This is a genomic window from Planktothrix serta PCC 8927 (genome assembly GCF_900010725.2).
Classification (GTDB): Bacteria; Cyanobacteriota; Cyanobacteriia; order Cyanobacteriales; family Microcoleaceae; genus Planktothrix; species Planktothrix serta.
Genome location: NZ_LR734927.1, coordinates 1 through 321, shown reverse-complemented (window position 1 = coordinate 321; position 321 = coordinate 1). Strand labels below are relative to the sequence as shown.

Here is a 321-nt window from a genome sequence, read left to right as displayed (position 1 = left end):
GTCGAGGTAATCATTGCCTTTATACCCGTACACCTGATCATTTCCAGCACCTGAGTTAATCCAGTTATTCTCATCTGTGCCGAATATTTCATCATTATCACTCGTCCCCTGTTGGGCTTCTCCACTGGGTTCGGTTGTGTTTAACGATAGCCCAACAATAAACTTCGAGGTATCAAATACGGCAGTTGGTTCCGGTGTGGGAGTTGGAGTTGGTTCCGGTGTGGGAGTTGGAGTTGGTTCTGGTGTGGGAGCTACTGTTGGTTCCGGTGTGGGAGTTGGAGTTGGTTCTGGTGTGGGAGTTGGAGTTGGTTCTGGTGTGGG

The 321-nt window shown here is 49.5% G+C and carries 1 pseudogene; it reads right to left on the bottom strand.

Annotated elements, in window-relative coordinates:
* Nucleotides 1-321, bottom strand: a pseudogene (locus PL8927_RS27665) (calcium-binding protein); the annotation flags it as partial.